Consider the following 17,669-nt stretch of genomic DNA (forward strand, 5'->3'; position numbering starts at 1 on the left):
TGTATTCCTGAATGGCTTGACTTCAAGTACTCCGGTTGAGAAAGCGATCCATGCTCCGTTCCGCTAAAGCAGCGATGGTGAGCGAGGGGTTAGTACAAGCTGTCGAGCCTGGGATGAGGGAACCATCAACAACAAATAAGTTACGATAGCCGTAAACTTGTCCGTAAGTATCACATACAGCACCTATTGTTGCACCGCCAAGAGGGTGAGCTGTAGAACTAAAGTCAAGCGGTTGAGCCAGAGTTGTACTATTGGCAGAGTTGAGCAGTTGGTAAGTATACTCAAGAGCCTGAGCATTTTTCTGATTATTAGCTGAGTTGCTAGGCCAAAACAGATCAGCTGACTGGGTAGAGGTATTGTAGGTCAGATAGCCCTCCGGCTTGGCAATTGCCTGACCAAAAAAAGCAATGACATCTTCTGGGACAATGGGAAAGGGAAGTTGCTCAATGACGATTGGGGCAATTGGATTGTCAAGGTGCTCAATCACTGTCGCTCCTGGACCTCCCTGTGTAGGATTAGTCGGACCATTCGTAATGACAGCACCCACTGCATCGCCATTAGTCCCCCAAAACTTCCCTACCTGATTGTTTAGGCGGCGCAATGTGCCATTCACCTTGGCACGCAGCAGAAGTTCAGTAGTGCCAATTGAACCAGCTGCCAAAAACAAATAACGGCAAACAAAGGACTTTTGAGCAATCACAGTCCCTTGTTCATTGATTTGATTGCAGACTATTCGGAAACGCTCTTTATCAGATTCCTCTATCGTAGTGACCACATGTAGGGGTCGGATTTCAACTTTTCCAGTCGCCTCTGCCATGCTTAAGTAGTTGCGGTCTAAGCTGTTTTTAGCACCACTGTTGAGACCGTAGTACACTTGACCGATGATGGCGGAAGGAACCTTTTGACCGGCGATTTCCTGGCGCACGATGTTCCAGTCAACAGCCATGTCAAGCTTGCGGGCTTTGAGACCTGCCTTTGCTGCTTGTTCCAGAAAAATGCGGCTTGACAAATAGTAGTTAGTCTGTAGGATGTCGTCTGGTATTTGAGAAGGCTTGAGGATAGAACGCACTCGTGGGTAATAGACCCGATCAAGTTCTTCGTAGTTGATGGTGCGTGGAAAGACTTGATAGAAAAGTTCTTGAGTCGGCTGATAAGTCACCCCATTGTAGACCAGCGAACTGCCCCCAACGCCTGCTCCCCGGTAAACTATGATGCCATCGCCTCTTTTGACATCAAGGACGCCAGTATACACGTCAATGGGAACAGAGTCAAATACAATTGTAGTTGGACTCAGCCAGGTAGAACGACCATCTGGTTTCTGGTATGTGGAGAAAGTATCACCAGCATCCGTAATTTGCCATCGTCGCCCCCGCTCCAGTACGATTGTTTCAATTCCCGCTTGACCTAAACGTAGTGATGCGACTGCTCCACCAAAGCCGCTACCAATCACGATAGCTTCAATGTATTCATCAGCTTTCTGAGCGGAGGCTCGAAGGCTGGACAGACCTATACTCGCGGCAGCGGCAAGCGAACTTTGAACAAACTGACGACGATTTAGCACTCGATACACACCCAATCTCCTGCAATTTTCAAACACTCTGCTAATAAGTAATATCAAGTAATATCATGTCCGGTTGAACACAAGTCAATTGCAAGCGTATGCGCAAAGCACACGCCCAGAGGGTTAACGCGTAGCGTGCCGCCCTATGGCTTTGCCACGCCTTACGGCTATCGGAGCGTGGACAAGAGGACATAGGCATAGCGAAGTAATCCCAAACCGCAAGCGAATTGCTAAGAAAGCGGGAAGCCTTCTGGTGGGAGTCTACACTTCACTTCGTTCCATATGCCCTCCCTTGCCCGCTGTGCGCTCCGCTGCGGACGTATCATAAGTAATTTACCGGACACGATATAAACCTAAATGCAAATTATACAGGAATCAGGTGAGGGTAGGTTGAAAAATTATACACATTTGATCCCAACTCTCACCAATGTCCGAGAACGACTAAGCTTTCTGTATTCCTGGACGACCGTTTTCAACTACAAATGAAGCACGGTTACTGATGGTGCCCGATTGAGTTATCACATCTGACAAGACTAGAAAATCTGTCTGCCACGTTGCGGGAGTTAGCATACAGATGATTTCAGTTCTTTTTTGACCTCAAGTACTCCGGTTGAGAAAGCGATCCATGCTGCGTTCGGCTAAAGCAGCGATGGTGAGTGAGGGGTTAGTACAAGCTGTCGAGCCTGGGATGAAAGCACCATCAACAACAAATAAGTTACGATAGCCGTGAACCTGTCCATAAGTGTTGCATACAGCATCTATTGTTGCACCGCCAAGAGGATGGACTGTAGCGCTAAAGTCAGGCTGCTGACCAAAAGTTGTATTATTGGCAGAGTTGATCCGTTGGTAGAGAGACTGGACAGCTTGAGCATTTTTCTGATTACTAGCTGAGTTACTCGGCCAGAACAGATCAGCAGATTGGGTAGAGGTATTGTAGGTGAGATAGCCCTCCGGTTTGCCAATACTTAGAGTCGCAAGAGCAATGACAGTTTCCGGTACAATAGGAGCAGGAAATGGCTCCAGTGTGATTGGATCGCTTGGGTTGTCGAAGTACTCAACCCCTACTGTTGCTGGACCACCCTGTGTAGGATTAGTCAAACCATTAGTGATGATAGCGCTCACTGCACCACCATTTGGTCCCCAGAACTTTCCTACCTGATTGTTCAAGCGACGCAATGTACCATTAGCCTTGGCACGAAGCAGAAGTTCAGTGGTTCCAATCGAACCAGCTGCTAAAAACAGATAGCGACAAATAAAAGACTTTTGAGCAATTACAGTCCCTTGCTCGTTGATTTGATTGCAGACAACGCGGTAACGCTCTTTATCGGATTCCTCTATTGAAGTGACTACATGTAGGGGTCGAATTTCAACGTTTCCAGTCGCCTCTGCCATGCTTAAGTAGTTGCGGTCTAAGCTGTTTTTAGCACCACTATTAATACCGTAGTACCCTTGACCTGTAATGGCAGAAGGAACCTTTTGACCTGCGATTTCCTGGCGAACAATGTCCCAATCAACGGCTACATCAAGTTTGCGGGCTTTGAGACCAGCCTTGGCTGCTAGTTCCAAAAAGATGCGGCTTGATAAGTTGTAGTTAGTTTGTAGAATGTCGTCTGGTACTGGAGAAGGCTTGAGGATGGAACGCACTCGTGGGTAATAGACCCGATCAAGTTCTTCATAGCTGATGGTGCGTGGGAAGACTTGGTAGAATAGTTCTTCGTTTGGCTGATAGGTAATAGCGCTGTAGACAAGCGAACCTCCCCCAACGCCTGCTCCCCGATAGGCAATCATCCCATCTCCTCTCTTGACATCAAGGACGCCAGTATATACTTCAATGGGAACCTGGTCGAATACAATCGTAGTGGGGCTCAGCCAAGTAGAGCGACCATCCGGTTTTTGGTATGTGCAGAAAGTGTCACCAGCGTCAGTGATTTGCCATCGTCGCCCCCGCTCCAGTACAATTGTTTCAATTCCTGCTTGACCAAGGCGCAGTGATGCGACTGCTCCACCAAAACCGCTACCAATAACTATTGCCTCAATATAATCTTCTTTAGTACGAACAGCAGAAGCACGAACGGCAGATACACCTACACTCGCCGCAGCCGCAAGCGAACCTTGGAGAAATTGACGACGCTTCAGTACCCTGGACACACTTTATCTCCTGTAATTTTCAAAAATAAATTTTTTATGCTACGAAGCTTAAATTACTTATTTAAGTTAGGTATATTCAGTTTTTACACTAGTGACAATAAGTTGGTTGCCAAATTGCCAAGATTGTGAAAAGAAAGAGCGTAGGCACCCCTCTCCTTGCCAAGGAGAGGGGAAGGGGGTGAGGTCATACAGGCTGCTTACAACAAAAAGCAGCAATTCTTCTAAGCTTTCTGTATTCCTGGATGACCGTTTTCAACCACAAATGAAGCACGGTTACTGATTGTGCCAGATTGTGTTGTCACATCTGACAAGACTAGAAAATCTGACTGCCAGGTTTCTGGAGTTATCACACAGCGGACATATCCGCGTTGACCGTTGTAAAATTTAATGTGCGGATTATCGGGTAAGTAAGCTTCAACTGCAGCACTTGAGTCTGCCCCATCTCCACCAGAGCTAATTGAGGTACAAACAAATTCACTGCCAACTGTAGCAGATTCTGGTTTATCAAAGTCAGCTTTGAGATCAATTGCCCAGTTGGAATGTACATCGCCTGTTAAGACAACTGGATTGGAGGGTTTGCGTTGTTCTAAGAAACTCAACAGTCGTTTTTGGGAAGCCAAATACCCATCCCACTTATCCATACTGAAGGTTGCGCCTTCCCCAGGTGTTAAGTCTCTCTGAGCAACGATAACTTGCTGTGCCAGAATATTCCAACGAGCTTTCGAGCGATCTAAACCTTGATATAGCCATTCTTCTTGACGTTTACCAGTAATCGTTGCATTCGAGTCGAAATTTTCTGCGCAACGTTCTTTGGTACCATCTCCGCAGGGTTGATCTGTGCGATATTGACGAGTATCTAGTACATGGAAAGTTGCCAAATTTCCGAAGGAAAGCCGACGGAAAAGTTGCATATCTGGTCCTTCTGGCTTTGAGAAGGGTCGTAATGGCATATGCTCATAATAAGCTTGGTAAGCAACTGCCCGACGTTGTAGGAAGACTTCGGGGTCTTGATCTGGTTCATTATCAACTTCTGAGATATCATTGGCGTAGTTGTTTTCCACCTCGTGGTCATCCCAAGTCACAATCCAGGGAAATGCTGCATGAGTTGCTTGCAGATTTGAATCGGTTTTGTAAAGGGCGTGACGGTTGCGATAATCTTCTAAAGTCTTGATTTCTGGACCATTGTGTTGTCTCGGACGGTTTGGTGTGATTCCTCCTTCATAGATGTAATCACCCGTATGCACGACCAAGCTTAAGTCTTCCTGTGCTAAGTATTTGTATGCTGTGTAGTATCCTTGCTCGTAGTGCTGACAGGAAACAAATGCAAAGGCAAATTTACTTAGGTCGCTATCTGGTTTAGGAGCTGTACGAGTACGACCAATCGGGCTTTCTTCCGTACCTGAGATGAATCGATACCAGTACAATGTATTGGGTTTAAGCGCATTTACAACAACTCTGACTGAGTGAGCTAATTCTGGAATCGCAATCTCAGTGCCTTTTGCTACTACATTTTTCAGGTTGGGGTCAGTTGCGACTTCCCAGCGAATTGGCACATTGACAGATGGCATCCCACCCCCATTTAAGGGATCGGGAGCGAGACGAGTCCAAAGCACGACGCTGGTTGGATAAGGTTCACCCGACGCCACACCAAGTGTAAAAGGATAACTGGAAAATGAGACTTGGGCGATCGCTCGTTGATTGAATTGATTGGCGATCGCCAAACCAGACAATACCCCAGCCCCGATAATTAAGTTCCGTCGCTTGATTCGACTGTACAGAAACCGTTCAAAATTCTGGTAGTCTAGCATTCTTTTCCCCTGATTAACTAACAAAATGAACGCAGAGGAACAGACGACACAAAGTATGCAGGATAATTATTAACAAACTCCATAACCAATATCTCAATAGTCGAACTCAGACTTGAACCATGTCATGTTATATAAATAACTAAACCTTGCGATTCAATACCAGAACTGAGGCACTTTGTTATATTTGTAAGGAGTATGTCTATGCTCTTATTTAAAGAACACCAGACTATCAAATTTTCCTGCTGTTCCAAGGTGTCAACTGTTGCTTTGCCGAGTTTAGGTTACCACTCAGACGTTAATTTCTAGCAAAGAAACAGTTAAAACAGTGAACAGTGAACAATTGATAACTGATAACTGATAACTGATAAGATATGACTACTGTTGTCCCCACCCCTTCTAAATCTGGAATTATTTACCCAAGCAGTGATCAAAAACCTGTGGCAGAAACATACGACCATCTTTACGCCATATTAACCACTTTAGAAGTTCTCAGACAGTATCTACTTAATCGTCAAGCGACAGTTTTAGCAAACCAATTCTTGTATTATGCTGAAGGTTTTCCAAAATTGCGCGTTGCTCCTGATGTGATGATTATCTATGATGTAGAGCCAGGTGGACGAGATAATTATAAAATTTGGGAAGAAAAACAAGTTCCAAAGGTGATTTTTGAAATCACATCGAAAAGTACTCAAGACGAAGATAGAACTACCAAGAAAAAACTGTACGAAGCATTAGAAGTACAGGAATATTGGTTATTTGATCCGAAGGGAGAGTGGATTTCACAAAAGTTGCAAGGGTATCGACTAAAAGGAGATGTTTATGAGTCCATCACCGATAATCAAAGCGAATCCTTGCAACTACGTTTAGCAGTGGAAGGAAAACTGATTGGCTTTTACCGCTTAGATAATGGACAAAAATTGTTGGTTCCTGATGAGTTAGTTGAGGCGCTGAAAAAAGCAGAGGAACAAGCAGAACAAGAACGCCAACGCGTCACCGAACTCGAATCCTTGCTTGCTCGATACAAAGAGCAATTTGGGGAATTACCAGAAGAACGATGAAAGGACAAATTCTCTATCTCTATTTCTTGACTATTACTATTTCTTAACTACTACAATACACGAAAAATAAACGGATAGCGGTAAGGTAAATTAGGATCATCAAGAATGTGAAGAATAGCAAGAATTGGCATGAGAAAACTGACTATTGCTAATACAGCCAGTAATGGAATACCAATTGCCACAAGGACAAGCAATGAAAAAACAATTGCATAGATGTAGAGGTTTATGTGAAAATTCAGCGATTCTTTGGCATTTTGTTTGACAATTGAGTCGTTGGTAGTCAACATAATCGCAATGGGTATGCCAATAGAGACAATTGTAGAGCTAAAAAAGATTGCTCCATGACATACGGCTGATAAGAGTTTGCGTTGGTTCACCTGTTGCATACCCATAACCCCCTGTTATGTAGACGTGATGAATGACGTCTAGTGTTGACGATAACTCAATTCTAATTTTTTGGTACCACAGGTGTCTTCTCCTATCTTACAGATAAGGGTGAGCAAAATGCCCACCCTACAAGAGCCATATGTTCGTGCAACTGGTGAATCTCTACACAAAGGAATATTAAATAAATCTGCCCTTAGAATCTTTACGTTGAATACCAATGACTGCTGGACGTGGAACACCTGTTGCTTGACCGCTACCACCATCAGTGGTAGAGATATTGCTAGGCCAGCTGCTACCACGAGGAACTGTGCGTGTCTGGTCGAAGGTTGTACCGCTCAAATCCAATATCTCGATACTGCGACTCAGTTGTGTACCATCGTTCACTGGAGAGTTTTCGCCGGGATGCTGTACGGAAAGAAACAGTGTATCACCGACTAAGGTTGGTCCAGTCATCTCGCAACGGACGGGACCTTGAGCGAAGGGTATAACCTGTCCGGCATTCGGACCACTGGTGGGAATGCAGAAAAACCAGTTATTACCGAAGACGCCGGTAAAAGTGGAAACATTACCAGTGGCAGAGTGGTCAATTCTGTTCGCCGTTGGATTTGCACCGAGACTAAAACCGTTGTGGGTATCGGTGGACATGTCAGTTACACCCCAGACATTTCCCCGTTCATCAATCACGAGGTTATCCACATTGGCAAAACCAGCGCCTAACTCAGAACCAGCTTCTCCACCTTGGGCAAATCTCTCCCAGCGGAAGGTTGTACCTGTACCGTCTTGACTATCCTCAATAATCTTGTAAAGTCCACCAGATTGTTGAGTCGCATTCGGTGCAGCACTTAACTTAGCAACTTGGAAGATACGCGAATCGGGGTAACCATCGCTTCCTGGTGCGCCGTCGGTGTAAGCAATAAAGACTTCTTTGGTACGTGGATGCACTTCTAAGTCTTCAGGACGTGCTGTGGGGGTTCCTCCAGCTAAGTTAGCAGCTAAGAAAGCGTCAACAAGAATAGCACCTTGACTCTTATAGAAGTCGGAAAGCTTTTTGTTTTGATAATCGCTGAGGGCTGTTGCTTCATTGTTGCGATCGCAGTTGAAAGCACCACCATCAGTTGTTTGACCAGCAATATCTTTACGTCTAGGTAGTTTCAGAAGACCATCTCTTTGTGCTGAGCCTAAAGCGCTATATTCTACAGAAGATATCACTGATGGCGCAATCGGATTGGTGGGAGTTTCTAAGTTTAAAGCTATCCAAGTCCCAGTATTATCTAGATTGAAACGAGCAACGTAGAGAGTACCGCTTTCCCACAACTGACTATTACTCTTATCTTGCAGTGAGGAAATCGTACCATTGCTGACAAACTTCCAGGTGTGTCCCCCGCGTCTGTCATCTCCCATATAGGCGATTAACTTGTTCCCAGCATCAGCACGGACACCAACGTTTTCGTGGCGGAAACGACCTAGCGAGGTATGCTTACGTGGACGGAAATTAGGATCTGCAGGATCAACCTCTACAATCCATCCATATTTTTCTCCAACTAAACCAAAGGTTTCACCTGTGGTGCCTTTAGTGTAGCTTGTCTGGGTACCATCAGGTTTGACAAACTCTGTGACACCAACAAAAAATTCCTCGCTTCCTTGGAAGTTTTCTTCTCCAGACAGGATTGTACCCCAAGGAGTTGTACCACCAGAACAGTTATACCCTGTACCAATGATTTTGTTACTCAGTCCATCGGAACTCAGAGGAAAAACTTCAGTTGCAGCAGGTCCAGTTCCTTGGAGATAATTGTCATCACCTTGTTGATAACTCAAACTTCCCCAAGAGGTGACTTTCTCATAGCCATCTTTGCGTTCTCTGTTGATTCCTAAGCCAGAAAGACCGTGAACACGACGGTTTTTGGGGTCTTTAACAACATAGAAACGACCATTACCGTTGCCACGGCGAGAAATGCGGACAATAGACCCGCCAATATTATATAAAAATTCACCATCTAATTCAGTACTTCTGGTAGTAGGCAAATTGCGCCCGATCACCTGGGCAAACACACCAGGACTTTCCCTGAGATTTGTGGGTGTCTCTGGTGCTAAACCAGAAATCGGATAGCTGACGTATTCATGATTCACCCATAAATAGCCATCCGCTGTTTTACCTCTGCCAACAGGAACAAAGCCGGTGTAGTCGTTGTTGTAGCCGAAGTATTCGTCTGGGTTTTGGAAAACGCGATCGCCCCAACCTACAATAACGTACCGTTCATATTCTGGAGGTACCACGACATCATCAACGACGCTGTAACTCGCTAACTTCGCATCAGGTGAAGCATCAAGAGTTTTTCCCTGTCCGATTTCTGTGGGTAGGTAGTTTTTCTGTTGCTTGTAGATTGGCAGAGGATGTGGTAAACGTACTGGTGTAAAACCTAGAGGTGCGAATTTTACTTCTCTTGCATCGACAGTACCACCTAAAACTTGATCCGCCAGTACAGCACCAGCCGCGCCAGCAAAGAAGATAAGTACTTGTCTGCGACCCAACTTAGACATAAAATTTCCCTTTTGTGCTCAATCTCTGGTTTTATAGAAGTTGTCGTTATCAGACAAACGAATGACAAACAAGCCCTAATTATTTTCAACAAAACTCTAGGCAAAGATTTCGTTGTTTTCGCCTAGAGAAGAGAAATAATTCCTGTAATACGAAATTCGCTTTAAATAAGATTAAAACGAAATCCACACAACATGAGCATATACGAGAATGTATGATGTGTAAGTTAAGACAAGGTAATGTATTCGTTAATAGTCATTTTTTTTCTGATTTTTAATGAAAATATTAATCATATAGTTCTAGTTATCCTAAATCATTCGTACATCACAAGATTCCCGACTTTTTAGAGAAATTGCCAAAGGTGAATCTATCGATTTTCAAAAATCAAACCGGATTCTTGTAGTCATTTCAATTGTTCTTAATTCAAACAAATATTTTTCTATAACTTAAGTTGCGAATTCATAAAAGTTTTTGTTAGTTTTCTACTATAGCCTTCCTAAATAGGATGTGAACACTCTCCTCCTCTTCTCTTTCTTTTCTTTGCGTCCTACCCTGCGGGAAGCCGCTTTGCGTCTATGCGTCCTTTGCGGTACCCTTCGGGAAGCCGCTCCGCGTCTACGTTTTTTTGTTCACAAATCATTTAGGATTGCTGTATGTATTTAGTATGTATTTAAACTCTATTTGTTACTTTCTATTACCTTGAGAAGGGGAATTCGTATCCATCAACACAAGATGGTTCTTAGGTGTGTTATATTATCCATTGATCATTTGCTCTTTGGTCATGTATAATATAACACTCAATCAATGTAGAAATCCAATAAAGAATGGCAAGACCAAGCTATTTTTGAGATTGTAATGATACATTATCAAAAAAGAGTTATAGATGAATTACTATCTATCAGTCGTTTTTGTTAAAGAAGTTAGGAAAGTTAGTCCATGCCTTTAAGACATACTCAGCGGGAAACACCGTATCAACTAAAATACCTATTGACTCATTTGTTGGCATCTGTGCCGTTATTGCTGGCTTGTGCAGTCTTTTTAACTGTTATTTGCTTGAAAAGCCCGATTTTGCTGTTTTGCTTGATGATAGGTGGTATAACAGTAGCAGTCATTCAGCAAGTAGGACAACTTATAGGTTTACCTAAGTCTTGGCTCATTTTACTACAAACTCTCGCATTATCAGCAATACTCAGTTTCTTGTGGATAGACTACTTGAGTGATCCAGCCGCCGCCCAATTTTTTGGAAAAGCGGAAACCTTTTTTAAAACAAATTTGACACAGAATTCTCAACAAGAAGGTGCAGGAGCTGCGGTGAGTTTGGTATTTAATGTTTTACGGGCGCTCTACTTACTCTACATCGCCGTTGCCCTGATTGGTGTTATTAACGCAGTTCGCAAAGACGAAGATTGGCAAGTTGTTGCTAGAACACCCTTGCTGGTTGTGATTGCTGTGACTGTTGCTGATGTGTTGACGGGCTTTATCGTTGGTAGTGGTAATAGTGGTAGTCCCTAAGTCAGAGATTTGTTATGAGTGATGAGAAAGACAAAGAATTTCGACCTGTTAACCAAATTTTAGGAACCCAACCTTCCTTAGGACCAATTCCTGCTGACCAAATCTTTCCTTGGACGATTATAGCCCTACTTTCCTACATGATTGTGAATGGGATATTTGGAGGTGTCTTTCCAGATGACTGGCAAAAATGGTTATGGACAGCCTTAATTGCTGGGTGGGGAATAGCAACTTGGTGGATATTAACAGGTGGTAGAAGTTGGCGTTTTTTGAGCAAGTTTATAGGTGTTCCGACTTGGACAAGAGGTACCGCTCGTTATAAAAGTTTTCTAGAGTTCCACTATGAAAGAAAAAATCGGAAAACAAAGCGTAGGAATAGCAGGACAAGAAAATAGATTAACACCTTTTGAAGATTCTTTAAATCTTGCCACCATGCTGCGTATTGCAGTTGATGGTAGAGATGTTGGTGCTTACATTTTGACAAAAGGTAGCCAGAGAGATAGATTTTGCTTTGTTTTTGGCTTTGAATGCAAAGGCATTCATACAACTTTAAGAACAGAGCAAGTCGATACAATTTGTAACAATATAGAAGCTGGTTTAAAAGATATTCCACCAGAAGAAAGAGTGACTTTTCACTTAGGGTCTTTCTCTTCAGATAAAAAACGACAACAAGAACTTGCATCTCTTGTCCAACGTACTTCTTCGTCTAGCATACAGTACTTGTTGACCTCTGAAAGAGCCAGAACACAACAACTCACTCGCGCTGGTGTCCGAAAACCAAAATTTCTGCGCGTGTATGTCACATACACAGTAGAACCTGATGCTTCTGCGGCTGATGACTGGATTGAGAAATTTTTGGCAAGAGCTGAGTCTTGGTGGTTATCATTTAAAGGTGAAGCAGCAGAAAGAGAAAACCAACGACTAGAAACTCTGATTTCTAATGCTTATACTGAAGGATTTCGGCGTTGGGAACAAATTCTATCTAACAAATGGGGTTTGGATATTAAAGCGCTAACAGCAAAAGATTTATGGCAAGAAGCTTGGCAACGATTTAATAGTACTGAACCGATAGACATTCCCCAACTGCTGGTTTTGAATGAAAATGGACTACAAGAAGAAATATATTCTGATTTATCTAGCTGCAAATTATTATTAGAAAATATTCATAGCACCACATTATTGATGGAGTCAAGTGTACCAGTCGCTGACCGTCAATGGGTGAATATTAAAAATCGCTATGTAGGAGTGATGACATTTCTAGAAAAACCAGGAGGGTGGCAGAATAAAACATCACAACTGCGTTATTTGTGGGAACTCATCGCCAGAGATGCAATTGTCGATACGGAGATTATTTGTCAGTTAACAGCGGCGAATCCTGGTATAGTCAAAACGACCTTACAACGAGTGCTCAAACAGTCGAATGTTACGACAAAAATGGCACAAGAGAAAGGGAATACGATTGATGTTGGCGCTCAATTAAAATTGAGGAAATCTGTTGCAGCGCAAGAACAAATATATGAAGGTGCATTACCAATTTATACAGGGATTACTATTTTAGTCCATCGCCAAAGCCCAGAAAAATTAGACGAGGCGTGCAGGTATATAGAAAACTGTTTTCAACGTCCAGCACAAGTGATTAGAGAAACAGAATATGCTTGGAGGATTTGGTTGCAAACTCTGCCCATCGTTTGGGATATTCTGTTAGCAAAACCCTTTAACCGTCGTCAATTGTATCTGACAAATGAAGTGTGGGGATTGATACCTTTGGTGACAACAAGAGCAGGCGATCGCCAAGGCTTTGAGTTAGTCGCTGACGAAGGTGGAACACCACTACATTTAGACTTATTTAACCAGCATAAGAACTTAGCGTTATTTGCGACAACTCGCGCTGGAAAATCAGTATTGGTGTCAGGGATTTTAACTCAGGCTTTAGCACATAATATGCCTGTAGTCGCGCTGGACTTTCCAAAACCAGATGGTACATCGACCTTCACCGATTATACAGAATTTGTTGGAGATAAAGGAGCTTATTTCGATATTTCCAAACAATCCAACAATTTGTTTGAACAGCCAGACTTGCGGTTCTTGGGTGAAGAAGAACAACGAGAACGGTTTCAAGATTACGTTGCGTTTCTTGAATCCGCGTTGATGACAATGGTGTTGGGTTCATCAACTGGTAATCAGTTACTTTCGCAAACCGTGCGATCGCTTCTGAATTTAGCCTTAAATACTTTCTTCGCCGACGAGGGGATTCAAAAACGATACCATGCAGCTATATTCGGAGGATTTGGAACAGAAGCCTGGCAAAAAACTCCTACCTTAAAAGATTTTCTCATCTTCTGTTCGCGGGAGCATCTGAATCTCAACACTGTGGGTGGGAGAATTGATGATGCACTCGAAGTCATCAATTTGCGTTTGCGCTTCTGGATACAAAGTCGAGTCGGACAAGCAGTGTCTTCACCTTCAAGTTTTCCAACAGATGCTCAGTTGTTAGTTTTCGCATTGAGAAATTTATCAGATAATGAAGATGCAGCATTGCTGTCTTTGAGTGCTTATTCAGCAGCATTAAGACGTGCTTTAAGTAGTCCCGCTTCTATCTTCTTTATTGATGAAGCACCAATTTTGTTTGAATTCGACCAAATTTCTGATTTGGTGGGTAGACTTTGCGCGAACGGAGCAAAAGCCGGGGTAAGAGTTATCTTATCAGCACAAGACCCAGATACGATTGCTAAATCTAAAGCAGCATCTAAAATTCTGCAAAACTTATCAACAAGATTAATTGGTCGGATTCAACCGGTTGCTGTTGATAGTTTCGTACAAATTTTAAAATATCCCCGCGAAATTATTGCTCGCAACGCGTCAGAAAGCTTCTTTCCTCGTAAAGAAGACATTTACAGTCAATGGCTGCTTGATGATAATGGTGTCTATACTTATTGCCGATATTATCCAGGGTATGAACAATTAGCTGTCGTTGCAAATAATCCAGATGAGCAAGCTGCGCGAAATCTAGCAATGCAACGACATGCAGATAAGTTTGAAGCTGTTTCTCATTTTGCACGTCAATTGATAAGTTCGATTCGTGGTTATTGAAGCTATGAAAATTATCAACCGCCTTAGCAAAGCGTGTCCGCAGGACATAGACGCAAAGGACACCAAGAAAAGAGAGAAGAGAAAATTTAACTTCAAAATTGGCAAGCCTCAAATTATCGTGACTTCTCTTTTTGCTGCAGCATTTTTAGGAATTTTACCAGCTATGGCAGAATTAGGAAGTGTTTGGACTGATTTTCAATTGTACGCAGATGATTTAAAGGAGTATCTGAGCAACAATATTTATGAGACTTTCACACCTGTAGATTTGCAAACACAATCAGCAATCACAACAAATTCATTAGATGATCTCAATATCCCTAATCCTAATGCTGTTGCTAAGTTAACTCGTGATCAGATAGTGCAATACTCTGTTTCGGATAAATTTGAGAACAATCCAGCAGTCTATGGTGCAGAAGTTGGTTATCAAGTTAATCGATATATTACCCGTGGTGCAGTTGAAGGTTTTTTTGGGAGAGATGGACAAACTCGTTTGAAAGGTAAGTTAGAAAAGACTCAAGAAGCTGTTGAAAGAGTTAATGAATTAACTCAAAAGGCTGAGATGGAAAACAACAACGCACAACAACAACAATGCATAGCCCCTAATTCTTCAGGACAGGTTATGGACAACACCTGTCTGGTAATGAGAAGCTTGTCAAACGTGTTATTTCAAACTTTCAAGCTTCAAGCAGACCAATCCAAGATAATAGGTGAAACCCTAGGAAATACAATCCAATTGCGTAATGACTTCCAATATTCTAACTTGAATTTAGCAGATATCTCTCAGCAAATGAATGAGGCGAATCGTGCTAGAAGAGTGGGTACATCGGCAGAAGTCGCACGACTTTTGCGAGTTAGTTCTCAAACTGATTTGTTTAGGAAAAGCAGTAACCCTCTTCCTTTAGTAACTACTCCTCCGGCTTCAGAGAACAATCCTCCGGCTTCAGAAAATAATCCTCCGGCTTCGGAAAATAATCCTCCTGCTTCAGAGAACAATCCTCCTTTCTCGGATATCCCTTCTCCCTTGGAAGTTCCATAAGAGGATGACTGAGAAGTCACAAATGTCATGTTGAACGGAGCGAAGCGTAGTGAAACATCTCAAGTCTATGCCCAAAACCCTAGATTTCTCGTTCCCATGCTCTGCGTGGGAATGCCTTCTCAAAGGCTCTGCCTTTTGTCTTGAGGCCGAGCCTCCAGTGTAGCATTCCCTGGCTGAGCCAGGGAACGAGGAGGAAAGCTGAGCCAGGGAACGAGGAGGAAAGCTGAGTCAGGGAACGAGGAGGAAAGCTGAGTCAAGGAACGAGGAGGAAAGCTGAGTCAGGGAACGAGGAGGAAAGCTGAGTCAGGGAACGAGGAGGAAATCTGAGTCAGGGAACGAGGAAGAAAAATGTGGATTCATTATTTAAAAACTTTTTTCGCTCAAGTTGACACCAACGATGTTTTAACAAATGGTGTCGTGACTGCACAAAGTATTGCTGAGGGTTGGGATCAGCAGTGGATTGATTTATTGCAAAATAACACGAACAATAATTTATATGGTGCGCTGACAAAGCTGGGTATTTTCTTTGCAGTCGGAACCTTGCTTTTCTTCATGGTGCAATGGATTAGAGATGTTCTTGCTAGCGAATATTCTCGTCCCATTTCTTCTATGATTTGGCCTTTTATAGTAGTCATGTTACTAGCGAATCCTGGCAATGGCACTCCGCTTTCTAATTTGACGCTGGGATTAAGAGATTTTCTCAACACAGTCAATCAGGAAGTTGTAGAAGTCGCCGATACTAATCAAACTTATCAGCAAGCACTAAATATGAGTGTTGCTGAAGAAGTTGTTGGCGGTTTACTGCGTCCTTGTCAGTCTCTCACAGGTCAACAACAAGTTGAGTGTTTTACTCAAGCAAAGCAAAAAACTGATATCCTTTTCCAGGAGTACAGAAATACATACGGTTTTCAACCTTGGATAGACAGACTGGACAACAAAGTTAACCAGATAATAACTATCCCAGGTAACACATCGGAATTTGCTTTTAACTCTCTGCTAGGTTCTACCACTCAAACGATTATCAAAAATCTTTTAGTTTCTTTACAATCTGCTTTTCAAAACTTGATAGAAGTCACGATGCTACTCATAGCAGCATTAGGACCTTTAGCAGTCGGAGGCTCTTTGCTACCTGTCGCGGGTAAACCTATTTTCGCATGGCTGACGGGATTATTTTCTATTGGTATTGCCAAGATTTCTTTCAATATTATTGCTGTGATATCAGCAGCAGTCATTGTGAATGGTCCAGCGCAAAATCCCAATGCAGATCCAGACTTAATGTGGTTTATGATTTTGTTAGGAGTTCTGGCACCGATTATATCTTTAGGGTTGGCAGCTGCTGGGGGATTTGCCATATTTAATGGTATCAGTAATACTGCGGTGTGGGTGCAGGAAAGAGTTTAGGAAAGTCAGGAGTCTAAAATATAAGGAAGTAAATGGCGGGGCTATTTCATTGTATGCACAACTACCCGGAAATAAATGATACTGTTGCTCAATTTACCAGGAGTGTTACCCCGCAGTCACTCTCGTTCCCAGGTTCCAGCCTGGGAATGCAATTCTAAAGGCTGGAGCCTATAGTAGCAAAAGGAGGCAGCAGCCCTCATGACTGCATTCCTTGCCAGAGACAAGGAACGAGACAAACGAGACAATTTTAAATTCTTTATAAGGAGGTGAATGGCATTATGACCAAGCTACTACAAGAAAGAAAATCCTCTATCAATCTTTTAACGATATTTACTATTTTCACTTTCAGTCTGCATTTTTTGGCAGTCATTTTCTTATTATTGGAAGGCTTTCGTATCAATGATCTCATTCATAAAAAACCTCTCACTTTTGTGCAGCTTGTTGATGGTAAACCAGTCTCTCAACCTGATACTCTTGAAAGAGAACCAGAAGTGATTCGCCAATTTGTTGCTAAAACAATGGCGGCGATGTTTAACTGGTCTGGAACACTCCCACCAGCAAGGATTGAAGATGCTACTAATCCCAAACCTGATCAGGGAATACCTGTTAATACCTTACAAGGTGTCACGAAAAAAGTTTCTACCAGTAGTTGGGTAGCGAGTTTTGGACTTTCAGAAGATTTTCGCCAGGGTTTTTTAGCACTTGTTGCGGATATGACGCCGCCAGACATTTTTTCTAAAAACAAGAATCAAGGGTTAACAGCGCAGTTATCTATCCAGCGGGTTTATCCTCCTGAAAAAATTGCGCCAGGTCGATGGAGAGTTGGTATGGTTGCTAATATTGTGCAGGTAAGACGTGCTGACAATAGAAAACTATTGACTCCTTTTAATAAGGATTTTTTAGTACGAGCTGTAGATTCTTTTGGACATCCCTTATCAAACAGTCTGACTCCATCACAACAAGCAGTATATAGTGTCCGCACTCAAAAGTTAGAAATTTATGAAGTGAGTGATTTATGTCTCACCGATGGCTATGATTCTTCGTCGAAAAGTCAGTTAAAGCGTTGTGGAGATGCTAATTCTGGTGGCTTTACAAAATAGGTGATGGGGTGATGGGGTGATGGGGAGATGGGGAG

The 17,669-nt window shown here is 42.8% G+C and carries 12 protein-coding genes; 7 read left to right on the forward strand and 5 right to left on the reverse strand.

Translation table 11 applies throughout. The features are described 5' to 3' along the window. Positions 1-22: 22 nt before the first annotated feature. The 3 genes from DP117_RS21620 to DP117_RS21630 all read right to left on the reverse strand — a co-directional run bounded on the left by DP117_RS21620 (position 23) and on the right by DP117_RS21630 (position 5,517). Entirely contained in the window at positions 23-1,570 is a 1,548-nt protein-coding gene (locus DP117_RS21620; protein ID WP_169220301.1) for a GMC oxidoreductase, read from the reverse strand. Between the two features lie 588 nt (positions 1,571-2,158). Next, positions 2,159-3,709, reverse strand: a complete 1,551-nt coding sequence (locus tag DP117_RS21625) for a GMC oxidoreductase (RefSeq protein WP_169220302.1) — start codon at positions 3,707-3,709, stop codon at positions 2,159-2,161. Positions 3,710-3,930: 221 nt separating this feature from the next. Next, positions 3,931-5,517 carry an alkaline phosphatase gene (locus tag DP117_RS21630; protein ID WP_169220303.1) on the reverse strand — a complete coding sequence of 529 codons (1,587 nt, stop codon included), beginning with the start codon at positions 5,515-5,517 and terminating at the stop codon, positions 3,931-3,933. A gap of 371 nt (positions 5,518-5,888) precedes the next feature. On the opposite strand from DP117_RS21630, the gene DP117_RS21635 reads away from it, so the two are divergent. Continuing rightward, positions 5,889-6,575 carry a Uma2 family endonuclease gene (locus tag DP117_RS21635; protein WP_169220304.1) on the forward strand — a complete coding sequence of 229 codons (687 nt, stop codon included), beginning with the start codon at positions 5,889-5,891 and terminating at the stop codon, positions 6,573-6,575. Positions 6,576-6,625: 50 nt separating this feature from the next. On the opposite strand, the gene DP117_RS21640 is transcribed toward DP117_RS21635, so the two are convergent. Both DP117_RS21640 and DP117_RS21645 read right to left on the reverse strand, forming a co-directional pair. Beyond that, complete coding sequence (locus DP117_RS21640) at positions 6,626-6,961, reverse strand: DUF4870 domain-containing protein (protein ID WP_169220305.1); 336 nt, start codon at positions 6,959-6,961, stop codon at positions 6,626-6,628. A gap of 178 nt (positions 6,962-7,139) precedes the next feature. Further along, positions 7,140-9,500 (reverse strand): PhoX family phosphatase, encoded by a 2,361-nt coding sequence (locus DP117_RS21645; protein ID WP_169220306.1) that lies wholly within the window; start codon positions 9,498-9,500, stop codon positions 7,140-7,142. Positions 9,501-10,434: 934 nt separating this feature from the next. On the opposite strand from DP117_RS21645, the gene DP117_RS21650 reads away from it, so the two are divergent. From DP117_RS21650 to DP117_RS21675, 6 genes are all read left to right on the forward strand, one after another. Next, a complete protein-coding gene (locus DP117_RS21650) occupies positions 10,435-11,010 on the forward strand; it encodes a hypothetical protein (protein ID WP_169220307.1) in 576 nt (191 codons plus the stop codon). A gap of 14 nt (positions 11,011-11,024) precedes the next feature. Continuing rightward, positions 11,025-11,402, forward strand: a complete 378-nt coding sequence (locus DP117_RS21655) for a hypothetical protein (protein WP_169220308.1) — start codon at positions 11,025-11,027, stop codon at positions 11,400-11,402. Continuing rightward, positions 11,350-14,097 carry a hypothetical protein gene (locus DP117_RS21660; protein ID WP_169220309.1) on the forward strand — a complete coding sequence of 916 codons (2,748 nt, stop codon included), beginning with the start codon at positions 11,350-11,352 and terminating at the stop codon, positions 14,095-14,097. Before DP117_RS21655 ends, DP117_RS21660 begins: the two co-directional genes overlap by 53 nt. Further along, positions 14,087-15,133, forward strand: a complete 1,047-nt coding sequence (locus DP117_RS21665; RefSeq protein WP_211176266.1) for a hypothetical protein — start codon at positions 14,087-14,089, stop codon at positions 15,131-15,133. The genes DP117_RS21660 and DP117_RS21665 overlap by 11 nt, the downstream gene beginning before the upstream one ends. Positions 15,134-15,481: 348 nt before the next feature. Further along, on the forward strand, positions 15,482-16,534 hold the full coding sequence (locus DP117_RS21670) for a hypothetical protein (RefSeq protein ID WP_169220310.1): 1,053 nt from the start codon (positions 15,482-15,484) through the stop codon (positions 16,532-16,534). Positions 16,535-16,812: 278 nt separating this feature from the next. Further along, a complete protein-coding gene (locus tag DP117_RS21675) occupies positions 16,813-17,634 on the forward strand; it encodes a hypothetical protein (RefSeq protein WP_169220311.1) in 822 nt (273 codons plus the stop codon). The last annotated feature ends 35 nt before the right edge of the window (positions 17,635-17,669 follow it).

Origin of the sequence: Brasilonema sp. UFV-L1, from assembly GCF_012912105.1 — a bacterium.
Classification (GTDB): domain Bacteria; phylum Cyanobacteriota; class Cyanobacteriia; order Cyanobacteriales; family Nostocaceae; genus Brasilonema.